Raw genomic sequence first — 14,373 nt, 5'->3', positions numbered from 1 at the left:
GGGTACTGGACGCGCCCCGCTCAGACCCGTTCCGGCCGACCTTCGGCTACCGCCGACGCTGCCGCGGACACCCGCTCGTACGCGGCCCGGGTGTCCGGTGCCAGCTTGCTGTGTTCGATGACGATCCCCATGCCCAGATGTTCGTCGTAGGGGATGGTCTCGATGCCCCACACCTGTCCGCCCAGGTACTCGCGGAGGAGGTCGACGTCCACCTGCCAGCCGGTGGCGTCCTGATTCGACACGGTGACGACGGTGCGGGCGAGCGCTGGTTCGCCGAGCGTGTCACCGATCGACTGCAACGCGGAGCGGAGACGGTTGAACGCGTCCGCCCGGCACGGCACGACGAGGACGATGGGCGACGGAGTGGCCAGCAGCGGCGCGAGGTACGCGGCACGCAACCGGTGACCGAGGTCGTGAACGGCACTCACACCGCGAGCGCGGAGTGTCCCTGTGACAGTATGGAATTCACGTTCTGATGCGGTCTGATTCCCGATGCGGTTCAGGATGCGGGTCCCGGCGCTCGTGCGGGAGAAGTACCCGTCGAACACGTCGTCCGCGACGGGGCCGGCGGCCACCAGTTGCTCGAGGCCGCTCACGGAGAGCACGGCGTCGGCGCCGCGTTCGGCGACATCGCCGCCCGCGGGTGTCGCGTCGACGGCCACGACCGCGCCGCCGCGAGCTGCCGCGGTGTTGGCGAGCCCGAGCGTCGTCGTGGTGGCGGCGGCTCCTCCACACGCCCCGAGGACGAGAGTTGACACCGGAAGTGCTTGCAGCAGTTGGTCGGTCACTTCGCGTCTCCAATGGATGTGATATAAGTGCGACCGTCGCGGTCCGCGGTGGTCACGACCTGCTCGTACTTCTTCGCCGACCCGTCCGGTCGCAGCTCCGACAGCGTCACGGCGTAGCGGCCGGGTTCTGTCTCGGTGATGGCGAGGCAGTGCTCGGTGCCCTCGGGCACCGAATCGATGCCGCCCTGGATGGTCTCGGCGGACCCCACCGGCGCGTCGGGTGCGACCACCTCGCGGGCCTTCGCGCCGCTCCGTGCGACGTAGTACGCGTGGTCGAAGCCCAGGATCGCGGCGACGCCGTCGGAGGTCCCGCCCGGACCGTTGCCGGTCACCGTCGAGCCGTCGCGGGATTCGACGCACCAGCCCGAATCGGCAGCGGCGACGGGGGTTCCGCTCGCATCACCGGACGTCGAGTTGAACACGGCGACCACACCGGCGATCCCGGCGATCACCGCTGCCGCGGCTCCGGCGACCGCGAGTGTCTGCTTGCCGCGACCGCTGCGAACAGGTGGGGTGGGATCGGGCTCGTCGCCCGGGGCCAGCCACGTCGGAGCGGGGGGTTGCTGCTCGGTTTCCGCGGCAGGAGCCGTCGACCGCGGTGCCGGGGCCGACGCGAAGGGCGGGAACCAGTGCGAGAAGCGGTCGAGGGGTGCCCTGTTCGGCGGTTCTGTCACAGTTGAATCCTCCACACCTCATTCCCTCGCGCGGAGCCGACCCCTGGCGGGCTCCACGCGAGGGAATCGGATCACACGTGCAGCGTCGCCTGGCTGCGCACGTTCACGCCGCCGATCGTCGTGGTGGCCGGACCGCTGTCGGTGGACTGCAGCTGCGGCAGTTGCGGTGCGGGCAGGGACGCGATCGTCTGGACCAGTTCCCCGAAGGCCGGGTACCGGTGGGCCGCATCCGCGATCGCGGCGGCGGCGGGTGTGACGTCGACGGGCGCGGACCAGTTGGTGGGGTGCTCGGCGTTGGAATCGGCCGAGAACGCGGACACGGTGGCCGCGGTCGGCGAGAACGGGTCGACGGCGATGCCCGCGGTGCCGGTGGCGTCACCGATGCGCCAGCCGATGGTGCCGACGTATCCCTCGGGGTTGCCGTACTGGCGTCCGTTGGCGGCAACCGGCACCGCGCCGACCAGTGTGTCGACGGCCGCATTGACCTCGACCACCGGCTTCGGCACGGGAAGGGCGGGGGCGACGGGTGCCTGGTGCGCCTTCGGCATGTCGTCGGGGTCGATCCACACGGTCGCCGGCTGGGCGGCCGGTGCCTCGTCGACCACTCCCTCGTCGACGACTCCCTCGGCGGTGGTCGCTGCCAGGTCAGGAGCAGCGGGCACAACCGTCTCGGCACCCGGCACCGCCAGCGGAGCCTGCGGGGGAGCGGGCGTCGTCGCGGCCGGAGCCGCCGGGTCGGTGACGCCGGGCTGCGACGTGGTGGGTGGCGTCGTCGGGTCCGTCACGCCGGGCTGCGACGTGGTGGGCGCGTCCCGCGGGTCGGTGACGCCCGGCTGCGACGTGGACGGCGGGGTGGTCGGAGCGGCGTGTGCCGTCGCGGCACCGAGCAGTGCGGCAGCGGACACCGAAATCGCGGCTGCCAGAGCGTGCATGCGGATTCTCAAGTCTTTGACTCCTGAAGTCGAACGGACATGGTGATCGAACGGACTGGTGCTGACGAAGCAAACGCAAGAGTGGTGCAGTTCAGAGGCACCGAAAGAGGGAAGCGAGCACAGCAGAATGCCTCCACCGACCAGGTGGATGTGTTGCTTCCCCGATGAGATACGTCCGTGCTGCCGGCGCACTGCCGCAGCCGTCGTCCACCGCCCCCATGACCGCCCCCGGTTCTTTCTCGTCCCCCTACCGCGGCAAAGTACCAGACGGGCAAGCGTTCCCGCGCCCCCGCATTCCGGTCAGGCCAGGCCCGCGGCCAGCTTCACCGTCAGATCGCGCAGCGGACGGAGGCGGCCGGTCATCGCGAGGGAGGACATGGCGCGCGATCCACGCACGAGCCGCCGCGTCGCGGGCCGCCGCGTGCGGTCGTAACGGTGTAGCGCGGTGTGAATGTCGGTGTCTGCGGTGAGGAATCGGCCGAGCGCGACTGCGTCGACGAGTGCCTCGCAGGCGCCCCGGCCGAGGTTCGGTGCCATCGCGTGGGCCGCGTCGCCGAGCAGGGCCGTGTTGCCCGACACGTACGACGGCAGCGCGGGGGACTCGTACAGGTCGTGGTGGAGCATCGCGTCGGGGGTGGCGGCATCCAGTACTGCCCGGACGTCGGCGTGCCAGTTCCCGAACCGCGAGCGGAGGTAGTCGAGGCCGCCGGGGTGCCCGGCGTCGGTGCGGACGCACGCGAACCAGTTGACGAGATCACCGTCGCGCGGGGTGATGCCGAAAAGCGCGTCCACGTCCCAGGTTTCGCTGACGGTGTCGCGATGGCCGGGCACCCACCCGCGCCAGGCGGTCGCTCCTGTGTACCGTGGCTCGAACTTCTCGCCGAACAGTTGTCGGCGGGTCGGGCTGCGCAGACCGTCCGCGCCGATCACGACGTCGTGGTCCGTCAGCGCGTCGAGGGCGGGGGCCGGTGTGCCGAACGAGATCATTCCGTCGGGCAGGGTCTCGGCCAGTGTGGCCAGGAGGGCGGGCCGCGACAGCAGGTAGGCGGTGCGGTCGCGGTTGTCGATGGTGCCGATCACGGATCCGTCGGGGCGCAGGAGCGAACCGCGGTGCTGGGGTGATCCCAGCGTGCGCACTCGGTCACCTGCACCGATCGCGTCCAGCGCGTCGAGCGCCTGCGGCCACATGCCGAGCGCGGTGCCCGACGTGGGCAGGGTGTCGGCACGCTCGAAGACCTCGACGTGCCAGCCGGCGCGGGACAGGTAGCGGGCGACGGCGAGTCCGCCGATGCCGCCGCCGAGGACTGCTGCGGAGTGCGTCATGACCACCACGGTACTACGGGTGTAGTGGATTTACTACCGTTGTAGTGTCGGGGTATGGCAGACAAACGGGAGAAGGTGCTCGACGCCGCCATCACGCTTCTCGGCACCAAAGGGGTCCGGGCCCTCACGCACCGGGGCGTCGACGAACTGGCCGGGATGCCCCAGGGGTCCGCGTCCAACTACTTCCGCAGCCGGGGCGCGCTGCTCGAGGGGATCGTCACACGGCTGGTCGAACGTGACCGGGAGGACTGGCAGAAGTTCGCGCAACTCCGGCCGGCCGGCACGGACGCCCTGGTCGAGGCCCTGGTTGCGTTCGTGAGCTTCTCCACTGGTCCGGACCGCGTGCGCACGAGTGCCCGCTACGCACTCTTCGTCGAGGCCTCCGTGACGCCGGGACTGGACGCGAAGATCGGATCGGCGCGCCGCGCGCTCGTAGAGTGGGGTGCGGAGATGCTGGAACTCGTGGGATCGAGGAACCCGGCTTCCGACGCAGTGGTGGTCACCGACTACCTGGACGGTGTGATCCTTCATCAACTCACCGTCCCGGATCTCGATTTCGATCCGACTGCGGGAATTACAGCGGTGCTCGGCGCTCTCACTTAACATGTACTCAGTGCAGTCGGACGAGGTCCGCCCTCGACAATGCCCAGTTCAGAGGGTAAATAGGCCAACCTAAGTTGTGTTTCGTCGGGGGTTCTGAATTATCGTTTTCGTTACACGTTGGACCCACGAAAGTCCGACCCGACCGAAAAGCCACGTCGCCCGGTGCGAGGACCACACCCAGCGTGCTGCAAAAGGGCGATAGCCGATCGGTGGTGCCGATCACGTCGTGACGGCACCTGCATTGCAAGTTGATGGCCATCAGCGCTGCTGGTCGTCGGTGCATCTTTTGGCATACGAAGGCTAGGTATGAAGCAACTTCCAGGCCCCCAGGGGCTGTATCACCCGTCGAACGAGCACGATTCCTGTGGTGTCGCGTTCGTCGTGGACATGAAGGGCCGCCGCAGCAGGGACATCGTCGAGAAGGCGATCACCGCGCTGGTGAACCTCGAGCACCGTGGTGCCGCGGGCTCCGAACCCAACACGGGTGACGGCGCCGGCATCCTCCTCCAGGTCCCGGACAAGTTCTTCCGCGCCGTGGTCGACTTCCCGCTGCCCGCGGAAGGCACGTACGCCACCGGCATCGCGTTCCTGCCGCAGAGCAAGGCCGACGCGCAGCGCGCAGCCGACGCCGTCGAGAAGATCGTCGAGAGCGAGGGCCTGAAGGTCCTCGGCTGGCGTGAGGTCGCGACCGACGACTCGTCGCTCGGCGCCCTGGCCCGCGACGCCATGCCGACGTTCCGGCAGATCTTCATCGGCAGCGAGAACGACGCCCTCACCGGTCTCGACCTCGAGCGCCGCGCCTACGTGGTCCGTAAGCGCACCGAGCACGAGCTGGGCAGCGAAGGCGCCGGCAAGGACGGCCCCGGTCGCGAGACCGTGTACTTCCCGAGCCTGTCGAGCCAGACGTTCGTCTACAAGGGCATGCTGACCACTCCGCAGCTCAAGGGTTTCTACCTGGACCTGCAGGACGAGCGCGTCGAGTCGGCCCTCGGCCTCGTGCACTCGCGCTTCTCGACCAACACCTTCCCGTCGTGGCCGCTGGCCCACCCGTTCCGGCGCGTGGCCCACAACGGTGAGATCAACACCGTCACCGGCAACGAGAACTGGATGCGTGCCCGTGAGGCGCTCATCGACAGCGACATCTTCGGTGGGTCAGGAGAGGTTGGGCCCGGCAAGGATCGGCGCAGCCAGCTGGAGAAGATCTTCCCGGTCTGCACGAACGGCGCCAGCGACACCGCGCGGTTCGACGAGGTGCTCGAGATGCTGCACCTCGGTGGCCGCAGCCTGCCGCACGCCGTGCTGATGATGATCCCGGAGGCCTGGGAACGGCACGAGAGCATGGACCCCGCCCGCCGGGCGTTCTACCAGTACCACTCGTCGCTCATGGAGCCGTGGGACGGACCGGCGTCGGTGTGCTTCACCGACGGCACCGTCATCGGCGCCGTCCTGGACCGCAACGGCCTGCGCCCCTCGCGTCTCTGGGTGACCGACGACGGCCTCGTCGTCATGGCCTCCGAGGTCGGCGTCCTGCCGATCGACCCCGCCACCGTCGTGAAGAAGATCCGGCTGCAGCCCGGCCGCATGTTCCTCGTCGACACCGCCGAGGGTCGCATCATCAGCGACGACGAGATCAAGTCGGAACTGGCCGCCGAGCACCCCTACCAGGAGTGGCTCGACCAGGGTCTGACCCACATGGACGACCTGCCGGACCGCCCGTACACCTACATGTCGCATGAGCGCGTCGTGCTGCGTCAGCAGATGTTCGGGTACACCAACGAAGAGGTCAACCTCCTCGTCAAGCCGATGGCGCTCTCCGGCGCCGAGGCTCTCGGCTCCATGGGTACCGACACCCCGATCGCCGTGCTGTCCTCGCGGTCGCGGATGCTGTTCGACTACTTCTCGCAGCTGTTCGCGCAGGTCACGAACCCGCCGCTCGACGCCATCCGCGAGGAGGTCGTCACCAGCCTCGGCGGCACCATCGGCCCCGAGCACGACCTGCTGCACCCCACCGCGGAGTCCTGCCGGCAGATCTTCCTGCCGCAGCCGATCCTGCACAACGACGACCTGTCGAAGCTCATTCACGTCAACGACGACGGTGAATTCCCGAACTTCCGCAGCGTCATCGTCCGCGGTCTGTACCCGGTGGCCGAGGGCGGAGCGGGTCTGCGCAAGGCCCTCGACGACGTCCGCTACCAGGTGTCGGAGGCCATCGCCGGCGGTGCGCGCCTCGTCGTCCTGTCCGACCGTGAGTCGAACGAGACGTACGCGCCCATCCCGTCGCTGCTGCTGACGTCGGCCGTGCACCACCACCTGGTGCGCGAGAAGACCCGCACGAAGGTCGGCCTCATCGTCGAGGCCGGCGACGCCCGCGAGGTGCACCACATGGCGCTCCTCATCGGGTTCGGTGCGGCAGCGGTCAACCCGTACATGGCGTTCGAGACCGTCGACGAGGCGGTGCAGAACAACGAACTGCAGGGCGTCAGCCTCGACAAGGCCATCCAGAACTACATCAAGGCCGCGGGCAAGGGCGTGCTCAAGGTGATGTCCAAGATGGGCATCTCCACCCTGGCGTCCTACACCGGCGCCCAGCTGTTCCAGGTCATCGGCCTGTCGCAGGAACTGGTCGACGAGTACTTCACCGGCTTGCAGTCCAGCCTCGGCGGCATCGGCCTCGACGAGATCGCCGCCGACGTCGCGGTCCGGCACTCCAACGCGTACCTGGACCGTCCCGAGGAGCGCGCGCACCGCGAGCTCGAGGTGGGCGGCGAGTACCAGTGGCGTCGTGAGGGCGAGTACCACCTGTTCAACCCGGACACGGTGTTCAAGCTGCAGCACTCCACGCGCACCGGGCAGTACGAGGTGTTCAAGGAGTACACGAAGCTGGTCGACGACCAGTCCGAGCGCCTCGCGGCGTTGCGCGGTCTCTTCGAGTTCAAGAAGGGCGTCCGCGAGCCCGTCCCGCTGGACGAGGTCGAGCCCGCTACCGAGATCGTCAAGCGCTTCTCGACGGGTGCGATGAGCTACGGCTCCATCTCCGCCGAGGCGCACGAGACCCTCGCCATCGCCATGAACCGCCTCGGCGGCCGGTCCAACTCCGGTGAGGGCGGCGAGAGCCCGGCCCGCTTCACCCCGGACGAGAACGGCGACTGGCGGCGGTCCGCGATCAAGCAGGTCGCGTCGGGACGCTTCGGTGTCACGTCGCACTACCTGACCAACTGCACCGACATCCAGATCAAGATGGCGCAGGGAGCGAAGCCCGGTGAGGGCGGCCAGCTGCCGGCGCACAAGGTGTACCCGTGGGTGGCCGAGGTCCGGCACTCCACGCCCGGCGTCGGGCTGATCTCGCCGCCGCCGCACCACGACATCTACTCGATCGAGGATCTCGCGCAGCTGATCCACGACCTGAAGAACGCCAACCCGCAGGCCCGGATCCACGTGAAGCTGGTGTCCGAGGTCGGTGTCGGCACCGTCGCCGCCGGTGTGTCCAAGGCACACGCGGACGTCGTGCTGATCTCCGGTCACGACGGTGGCACCGGTGCCACCCCGCTGACGTCGATGAAGCACGCGGGCGCCCCGTGGGAGCTCGGCCTCGCCGAGACCCAGCAGACGCTGCTGCTCAACGGTCTGCGCGACCGCATCGTCGTGCAGGTGGACGGCCAGCTCAAGACCGGCCGCGACGTCATGGTCGCCGCGCTGCTCGGTGGCGAGGAGTTCGGTTTCGCGACCGCCCCGCTGGTGGTGTCGGGCTGCATCATGATGCGGGTCTGCCACCTCGACACGTGCCCCGTGGGTGTCGCCACGCAGAACCCCGTTCTGCGCAAGCGGTTCAACGGCAAGCCGGAGTTCGTGGAGAACTTCTTCCTCTTCATCGCCGAAGAGGTGCGCGAACTCCTCGCCGAGCTCGGCTTCCGCACCCTCGACGAGGCCGTCGGACAGGTCGACGTCCTCGACACCACGAAGGCGCTCGAGCACTGGAAGGGCACCAAGGCCGGCAACCTCGACCTGTCGCCGATCCTGCACGAGACCGAGTCGGCGTTCATGGACCAGGACCTGTACTGCACAGGCACCCAGGATCACGGCCTCGACAAGGCACTCGACCAGCAGCTGATCGTTCAGAGCCGCAACGCTCTCGACAAGGGCCAGAAGGTCACGTTCGAGTCGCCGATCACCAACGTCAACCGCACGGTCGGCACCATGCTCGGCCACGAGGTGACGAAGGTGTACGGCGGCGAGGGCCTGCCGGACAACACGATCGACATCACGTTCACCGGTTCGGCCGGGAACAGCTTCGGTGCGTTCGTCCCCAAGGGCATGACCCTGCGCCTGCACGGCGATGCCAACGACTTCGTCGGCAAGGGCCTGTCCGGTGGACGCCTCGTGGTGCGCCCGCCGCTGGAGACCGCGCCCGGCTTCGTCGCCGAGGACAACATCATCGGCGGCAACGTGATCCTGTTCGGTGCCACGAGCGGTGAGGCTCTGCTCCGCGGTGTCGTGGGCGAGCGATTCGCGGTCCGTAACTCCGGCGCCACCGCGGTGGTCGAGGGAGTCGGCGACCACGGTTGCGAGTACATGACCGGTGGAAAGGTCGTCATCCTCGGTGCGACGGGACGTAACTTCGGTGCCGGCATGTCCGGTGGCGTTGCGTACGTCTACAACCCGGACAAGGTGTTCGAGGACAACCTCAACACGGAACTGGTGGATCTCGAGGACCTGACGGGTGACGACTTCACCTGGCTGAAGTCCGCCATCGAGCGTCACCGCGACGAGACGGGCTCGGAGGTTGCCGCGCGCATCCTGTCCGACTGGTCGCAGCAGGTCAATCATTTCGCGAAGGTGATGCCCCGCGATTACAAGAAGGTGCTCTTGGCCATCGAGGCCGCGAAGAAGGATGGAAAGAACGTGGACGAGGCAGTGATGGAGGCAGCTCGTGGGTGATCCAAGCGGCTTCCTGAAGCACACGTCACGCGAACTTCCGGTTCGCCGGCCGGTGCCGTTGCGCCTGCTCGACTGGAACGAGGTCTACGAGGAGTTCTCGCCGGACACCCTGAAGACTCAGGCCAGCCGGTGCATGGACTGCGGTATCCCGTTCTGCCACAACGGCTGTCCGCTGGGGAATCTGATTCCCGAGTGGAACGACCTGGTCTACAAGGACCGGTGGCACGACGGCATCGAGCGTCTGCACGCGACCAACAACTTCCCGGAGTTCACCGGGCGGCTGTGCCCCGCACCCTGTGAGGCGTCGTGCGTCCTGGGCATCAACCAGGACCCCGTCACCATCAAGCAGGTCGAGGTCGAGCTCATCGACCGCGCCTTCGACGAGGGCTGGGTCAAGCCGGTGCACCCGACCCGTTCGACGGGCAAGAAGGTCGCCGTCGTCGGTTCCGGTCCTGCGGGGCTCGCTGCAGCGCAGCAGCTGACGCGCGCCGGGCACATGGTCACCGTGTTCGAGCGGGCCGACCGCATCGGCGGGCTGCTGCGGTACGGCATCCCCGAGTTCAAGATGGAGAAGCGGCACATCGACCGCCGTCTCGATCAGATGAACTCCGAGGGCACCGTCTTCAAGACGGGTGTCAACGTCGGAGTCGACATCACCGCGGACGCACTGCGCGCGCAGTTCGACGCCGTGGTCCTGGCCGGCGGTGCCACCGAGGCCCGCGACCTGCCGATCCCCGGCCGCGAGCTGGACGGCATCCATCAGGCGATGGAGTTCCTGCCGATCGCCAACCGTGTGCAGCTCGGCGACCTGGAGAAGCCGACCATCACCGCGGAGGGCAAGAAGGTCGTCATCATCGGCGGCGGCGACACCGGCGCGGACTGCCTGGGCACCTCGCACCGTCAGGGCGCCGAGAGCGTTCACCAGTTCGAGATCATGCCGAGACCGCCCGAGACCCGCGCCGAGCACACCCCGTGGCCGACGTACCCGCTGATGTACCGGGTCGCGTCCGCGCACGAGGAGGGCGGCGAACGCCTCTTCTCCGTGAACACGGAACGGTTCGTCGGTGCCGACGGCAAGGTGACCGCACTGAAGGCCCACGAGGTCGAGATGAAGTCGGGTCGTTTCGAGAAGGTCGAGGGTTCGGACTTCGAGCTCGAGGCCGACCTCGTGCTGCTGGCGATGGGCTTCGTCGGACCCGAGAAGCCGGGCCTGCTCACCGATCTCGGCGTCGACCTCAACGAGCGCGGCAACGTCGCCCGCTCCGCGAAGTGGGCCACCAACGTCGACGGCGTCTTCGTGGCCGGCGACATGGGACGCGGTCAGTCGCTGATCGTGTGGGCCATCGCCGAGGGTCGCTCGGCGGCCGCCGCGGTCGATGCGTACCTCGAGGGCGAGTCGGCGCTGCCGTCTCCGATCGAGACCACCACCGCCCCGCAGCGGTAGATGTAACTGCTCGTACAATCCGCACCCCGGTAGGTTTTCCTACCGGGGTGTCGGTTTATCGTGCGGGGGTCACGTTCGGTCGGTAACGTTCATTTACCGATCGTGCATCTTTAGGTCACGTCGCCCTGGCAGCATCCCGTCTGCAGGACGGCGAAGGGGAGAACAGGTTGAGGCCATGGCAATGAAACGGGTTGTCGCATTTCTGACCGCAGTGGCTGCTGCGGCAGCCATCCCGGTGGTATCGGGAGTAGCGGGCACGAGCGCAGTGGCGAACGCGGACCCCTGCCCGAGTCTGTACGTGGTCGCGATTCCGGGGACGTGGGAAACGTCCACCAAGGACAATGTCAGGCCCACGCCGGGTCTGCTGTCCGCGGTGACGAACGGTCTGCCGTCGTCGATCCGCACCGACTACGTCACGTACGCCGCCACGGCCTTCCCGTGGGAGTCCGAGGTGTACGGGCGCTCGAAGGCGCAGGCGGTCAGCAATGCCAAGGGCATGCTGTCGTCGATGTCGCAGCAGTGCCCCGACACGAAGCTGTCGATCATCGGGTACAGCCAGGGCGCCGACGCGGCGGGTGATCTCGCTGCGGAGATCGGCACCGGCCTCGGTGTGGTGCCCGCGGACAAGATCGCGGCCGTCGGACTCGTGTCCGATCCGCGGCGGTCGCCGACCGACGCGCTCGTCGGCCCTGCCGTCGCAGGCAGCGGCGCCGGTGGTCCCCGCATCGGCGGGTTCGGCTGGGTCAGCCAGAACACGCGCACCTTCTGCGCGTACGGCGACCTGTACTGCTCCACGCCGAAGGAAGACTTCGTGACGCGGCTCGCCGGGTTCCTCGCGCAGACGTCGGATCCGACGCCGACGCTGTTCGGGCGCTACCAGCAGGAAGCGCTCGCGATCTGGAACGACATCCTCGCTGTGGGCGGTGTGCCGGCCCTGATGGCTCAGCTGGACGAGCAGTCCAACGAGAAGCGCATCGACGAGCTGGAGCAGTTCTACAAGTCGCAGGCTCACCAGGACTACACCAGGTACGCGGTCGACGGATCGGGTACGCCCGCCACGACGTGGCTGAGGAACTGGTTGCGCGACATCGCGTGAGTTCGGCCGACGGCGGCAGGGGATGATGTCCAACGTGACTGACACCCCTGCCGCCGTCGTCGGCTACGACGCCTTCGTGACCGTTCGGTGGTCCGACATGGACGCCTTTCAGCACATCAACCATGCGCGGATGGTGACGTTGCTCGAAGAGGCCCGGATCGACTGGCTGCTCAGCGAGGGCAGCGAGAACTCGTCGCTCATCACGAGCGCGTTCATCGCCGACATCCACGTGAAGTACCGAGGACAGTTGCGGCACTCCGACAGTCCCCTGCGGATCACCATGTGGATCGCCAAGCACCGGGCGGTGGATTTCACCATCGGCTACGAAGTCCGGGGCGCCCGTACCCCGATCACCGACCCGCCTGCCGTCACCGCCACCACTCAGATGGCCGTCGCGGACGTGGATGCCCAGCGGCTACGCCGCATCACCGCCACCGAGCGCGAGTACCTGACCCGCTGGTCCCGCACGTGAGTGGGAATGTGTGTTCCGGCACGCTTTCCCACTCACGTGCGGAGGTCGTCGGGGGCCGGTAGGGGACGGTCCGGGTCGAGGACCGCGCCGCGGCTGCGCATCGTGGCGTCGACCAGCGCCCACGCCCACGCGGCCAGCTGTTCGGTCAGCGCGCCGACGTCGGTGCCGCCCGGTCGATCGATCCACTCCGCGGACACCGACTCGACCATCCCGATCAGCGCATTGGCCAGCGGTGTCGCGGTGGCGGGCGCGCCGAGAGCGTCCAGGTAGGGGTGGAGCATGTCGGCGACCGCGGTGCTGATGGCCCGCCGCACCTCTCCGGCCGCGGGGGAGAACGACATCAGGTAGCGGTACAGGTTGGCGTGTTCGGTGACCCAGTCGAGGTGGGTGCGGGCGGCGCGGGTGAGGATGGCGTGCGGTGCGCCGTCGACGGTGATCACGGGGGCGTATTCGAGGAGCATCATCGCCGCGACCCGCCGGGCGACGGCGTTCTTGAGGTCGGTGCTGTCGTCGAAGTGCCGGTAGATGCGGGTTCGCGCGACCTCGGCGTAGACGGCCATCGTCGCGACCGACACGTCGGGACCTTCTGCGTCGATGGCGACGAGTGCCCGTTCGACGAACTCCGAGCGCCGCTTCTCGCGTTGGCCGCGCCACCGGGCAGCGCGCCCGTCACCGGCGTCTTGCTGGGGTTTCGTCATCGAATCGAATCGTAGTCTTCCCTGTCGCTGCGTTTCCGTATACCGTCGGCAGTATGCGGTACATCGATGTACCACACATTCTCTGCCTCGGACGTCGACACGTTGGGATATCCGTCTTGTCCATTCAGCTCTGCCTGTCCGGCCCCCGCAGTTCCGGGCGTTCGATGATCGGCTTACGCAGCACCACGGTGATCGTCATTCCGCCCGCGATGGCCTTCGAGTACCTTGCGGATCCGGCGACCGTGCCCGGTGCGATCACGCTGCCGTCCCGCGCCCGGGTCGTCGCATCGGACCCGGGTCGCCGGCTCGTCGTCGAGGCCGATCACGGCGTGCACGGATCGGTCTGGACGTTCGACGCGGTCAGCCCGGACGAAACGGAGCTCACCGTCGCCTTCCGCTACCACTCTCCCGGCAGACCGGCCGGACAACTGCTCGGCGGTGTCGCCGCACCCGTGGTGTGGCAGGCGCTGCGACGTGCACAGGCCACGTTGAAGGATCGGATCGAAACCCTCTACCACGAGCCGGCCGGCGCGGCCGGTCTCGACCGCAGGAGAGCATGACGTGGGATTCTCGGTAGCGGGCAAGACGGTCCTGATCACCGGGGCGGCCATGGGGATGGGGCGTCTGTTCGCCCGGCTCGCCGCCGCCGACCGCGCCGGAACGGTGGTGTTGTGGGACATCGACGCCGCCGCGCTCGAACGCACGGCGCACGAACTGCGCGAATCGGGGTGCACCGTCAGCGCACACGTCGTCGACGTCGCCGACCTCGAATCCGTCCGCACGGCGGCCGCCGAGGTGCGGGACGCGGTCGGTCGTCCCGACGTGCTCGTCAACAACGCCGGGGTGGTGCGTGGCAAGTACTTCTGGGATCACGACCACGAGTCGGACACCAGATTCGTGATGGACGTCAACACGCTCGCACCGATGTACATCACGAACGAGTTCCTGCCCGCCATGATCGAGGACCGCGGCCGGGACTGCCGCATCGTGAACATCGCCTCCGCCGCCGGGACCGTGGCGACACCGAGAATGGCCGTGTACGCGGCGTCGAAGTGGGCTGCCCTGGGCTGGAGCGATTCGCTGCGACTCGAACTGGTCCAGGCCGGCCACGGGCACGTCAAGGTCACCACCGTGTGCCCGAGCTACATCTCCACCGGCATGTTCGACGGTGTGAAGAACCCCCTGTTCGCCCCGATCCTGAGCCCGGAGGACGTCACGGCCCGGTCGTGGCGGGCGATGAAGCAGGGGAAGCCTCTGCTGATGCTGCCGCGGTCGCTGTATCTGTCGCGGGTGGCGAAAGCCGTGCTGCCGGTGCGTGCCTGGGACCGTCTGGCCGACCGGCTCGGTGTGTACCACAGCATGGACGCCTACACCGGTCGGGTGCAGGCACCCACCCCCTGACGTTTCG

Annotated in this window: 12 protein-coding genes; 7 read left to right on the top strand and 5 right to left on the bottom strand. The window is 68.1% G+C overall.

All coding sequences use genetic code 11. The features are described 5' to 3' along the window. Positions 1–20 precede the first annotated feature (20 nt). From QM806_RS18850 to QM806_RS18835, 4 genes are all read right to left on the bottom strand, one after another. Positions 21–788: a hypothetical protein gene (locus QM806_RS18850; protein WP_283292420.1), complete on the bottom strand. Its 768-nt coding sequence runs from the start codon at positions 786–788 to the stop codon at positions 21–23. Continuing rightward, positions 785–1,462 (bottom strand): DUF8176 domain-containing protein, encoded by a 678-nt coding sequence (locus QM806_RS18845; RefSeq protein ID WP_005565363.1) that lies wholly within the window; start codon positions 1,460–1,462, stop codon positions 785–787. The genes QM806_RS18850 and QM806_RS18845 overlap by 4 nt, the downstream gene beginning before the upstream one ends. A 71-nt stretch (positions 1,463–1,533) precedes the next feature. Further along, a complete protein-coding gene (locus tag QM806_RS18840) occupies positions 1,534–2,394 on the bottom strand; it encodes a glycoprotein (protein ID WP_283292416.1) in 861 nt (286 codons plus the stop codon). A 300-nt stretch (positions 2,395–2,694) separates the two neighbouring features. Further along, positions 2,695–3,717 carry an FAD-dependent oxidoreductase gene (locus QM806_RS18835; RefSeq protein ID WP_265146820.1) on the bottom strand — a complete coding sequence of 341 codons (1,023 nt, stop codon included), beginning with the start codon at positions 3,715–3,717 and terminating at the stop codon, positions 2,695–2,697. A gap of 54 nt (positions 3,718–3,771) precedes the next feature. Here QM806_RS18835 and QM806_RS18830 point away from each other — a divergent pair, with 54 nt between their 5' ends. The 5 genes from QM806_RS18830 to QM806_RS18810 all read left to right on the top strand — a co-directional run bounded on the left by QM806_RS18830 (position 3,772) and on the right by QM806_RS18810 (position 12,267). Further along, positions 3,772–4,320, top strand: a complete 549-nt coding sequence (locus QM806_RS18830) for a TetR/AcrR family transcriptional regulator (protein ID WP_005263411.1) — start codon at positions 3,772–3,774, stop codon at positions 4,318–4,320. A 306-nt stretch (positions 4,321–4,626) separates the two neighbouring features. Further along, positions 4,627–9,255, top strand: a complete 4,629-nt coding sequence (gene gltB / locus QM806_RS18825; protein ID WP_120660040.1) for a glutamate synthase large subunit — start codon at positions 4,627–4,629, stop codon at positions 9,253–9,255. Continuing rightward, on the top strand, positions 9,248–10,699 hold the full coding sequence (locus tag QM806_RS18820; protein WP_005263409.1) for a glutamate synthase subunit beta: 1,452 nt from the start codon (positions 9,248–9,250) through the stop codon (positions 10,697–10,699). Before gltB ends, QM806_RS18820 begins: the two co-directional genes overlap by 8 nt. 181 nt (positions 10,700–10,880) lie before the next feature. After that, the gene (locus QM806_RS18815; RefSeq protein WP_039953080.1) at positions 10,881–11,795 is read left to right on the top strand and encodes a cutinase family protein; all 915 of its coding nucleotides are present in this window, start codon (positions 10,881–10,883) and stop codon (positions 11,793–11,795) included. Between the two features lie 22 nt (positions 11,796–11,817). Next, entirely contained in the window at positions 11,818–12,267 is a 450-nt protein-coding gene (locus QM806_RS18810; RefSeq protein WP_005561111.1) for an acyl-CoA thioesterase, read from the top strand. A 32-nt stretch (positions 12,268–12,299) separates the two neighbouring features. Here the strand turns inward: QM806_RS18810 and QM806_RS18805 are convergent, their stop codons facing one another. Beyond that, positions 12,300–12,965, bottom strand: coding sequence for a TetR/AcrR family transcriptional regulator (locus QM806_RS18805; protein WP_005561110.1), 666 nt, complete (start codon positions 12,963–12,965; stop codon positions 12,300–12,302). Between the two features lie 116 nt (positions 12,966–13,081). Here QM806_RS18805 and QM806_RS18800 point away from each other — a divergent pair, with 116 nt between their 5' ends. After that, positions 13,082–13,525, top strand: coding sequence for an SRPBCC family protein (locus tag QM806_RS18800; protein WP_283292410.1), 444 nt, complete (start codon positions 13,082–13,084; stop codon positions 13,523–13,525). A 1-nt stretch (position 13,526) separates the two neighbouring features. Then, on the top strand, positions 13,527–14,366 hold the full coding sequence (locus tag QM806_RS18795) for an SDR family oxidoreductase (RefSeq protein WP_120660038.1): 840 nt from the start codon (positions 13,527–13,529) through the stop codon (positions 14,364–14,366). Positions 14,367–14,373 lie beyond the last annotated feature (7 nt).

The sequence above is a fragment of the Rhodococcus sp. IEGM 1351 genome (assembly GCF_030056875.1).
Lineage (GTDB): Bacteria > Actinomycetota > Actinomycetes > Mycobacteriales > Mycobacteriaceae > Rhodococcus_F > Rhodococcus_F opacus.
Note: the sequence above shows the minus strand (reverse complement) of the source record. Positions and strands in the feature narration are given on the sequence as shown.

Coding starts and splice junctions, on each gene's coding strand:
- QM806_RS18840 (WP_283292416.1), bottom strand. CDS start 2,394: ATGCACGCTCTGGCAGCCGCGATTTCGGTGTCCGCTGCCGCACTGCTC.
- QM806_RS18835 (WP_265146820.1), bottom strand. CDS start 3,717: ATGACGCACTCCGCAGCAGTCCTCGGCGGCGGCATCGGCGGACTCGCC.
- QM806_RS18830 (WP_005263411.1), top strand. CDS start 3,772: ATGGCAGACAAACGGGAGAAGGTGCTCGACGCCGCCATCACGCTTCTC.
- gltB (WP_120660040.1), top strand. CDS start 4,627: ATGAAGCAACTTCCAGGCCCCCAGGGGCTGTATCACCCGTCGAACGAG.
- QM806_RS18815 (WP_039953080.1), top strand. CDS start 10,881: ATGAAACGGGTTGTCGCATTTCTGACCGCAGTGGCTGCTGCGGCAGCC.
- QM806_RS18810 (WP_005561111.1), top strand. CDS start 11,818: ATGATGTCCAACGTGACTGACACCCCTGCCGCCGTCGTCGGCTACGAC.
- QM806_RS18805 (WP_005561110.1), bottom strand. CDS start 12,965: ATGACGAAACCCCAGCAAGACGCCGGTGACGGGCGCGCTGCCCGGTGG.